This is a genomic window from Mesorhizobium sp. M1006 (genome assembly GCF_040318825.1).
Classification (GTDB): Bacteria; Pseudomonadota; Alphaproteobacteria; order Rhizobiales; family Rhizobiaceae; genus Mesorhizobium.
In genome coordinates, this window is the sequence record NZ_JAMYMZ010000154.1 from 1 (window position 1) to 816 (window position 816).

Annotated in this window: 1 protein-coding gene; it reads right to left on the bottom strand. The window is 59.6% G+C overall.

What is annotated here, in order from left to right; all coding sequences use genetic code 11:
- Positions 1-816: amino acid adenylation domain-containing protein (locus NKH60_RS35000; RefSeq protein WP_352875140.1), on the bottom strand; the 816-nt coding region annotated here is incomplete at both ends.

Here is an 816-nt window from a genome sequence, read left to right on the forward strand (position 1 = left end):
TCTCGCCCGGCTCGATGCGGAAGCCGCGGATCTTCACCTGGTCGTCGTTGCGGCCCAGAAACTCCAGATTGCCGTCCGGCAGATAACGCGCCAGATCGCCGGTCTTATACAGCCGATCGCCTTCCACAAAGGGACTGGCGATGAACCGCTCGGCCGTCAGATCGGGCCGGTTCAGGTAGCCACGCGCAACCCCGGCCCCGCCAATGTAAAGCTCCCCCACCGCCCCGAACGGCACCGGCGCGCCATGACCGTCCAGAAGATACAACCGCGTGTTCGCAATCGGACGCCCGATCGGGATGGAGGCCAGCCCCCCGACAGCGTCGGATATTGCGAATGTGGCACATCCAACCGTCGCTTCTGTCGGACCATAATGATTGATCAGACGCACGTTCGGGAAATGCTCTTGCCAAAACTGCATGTCTGCCGGGATCAAGGCCTCGCCACCGACCATGAGTGCTCTGGTCGGGGCTGGTCCCTTGTAGGCTTCAAGCCGCTTGTTCAGCAGGCTTAAATGCGAAGGCGTCAGCTTGATTAGATCATAGGTCTGACCATCCTCTAAACCAGCAAGCGCATGTATTAGGGCAATGGGGTTGGCAAGACGAAGCTTGGCGCCCGCCAAGAAAGGCCCGAATAAGGTCGTAACGCCAGCATCAAAGCTGAACGACAGCAGCATGGGCGAACCGTTGCCGGCTTCTTCGTAATGGCTGCGATCCGACCAATGCAAATAGTTCACCAGACTTCCATGCTCGACCATGACGCCCTTTGGGGTTCCGGTGGAGCCTGAGGTGTAGATGACATAGGCGAGATGGCGCGCGG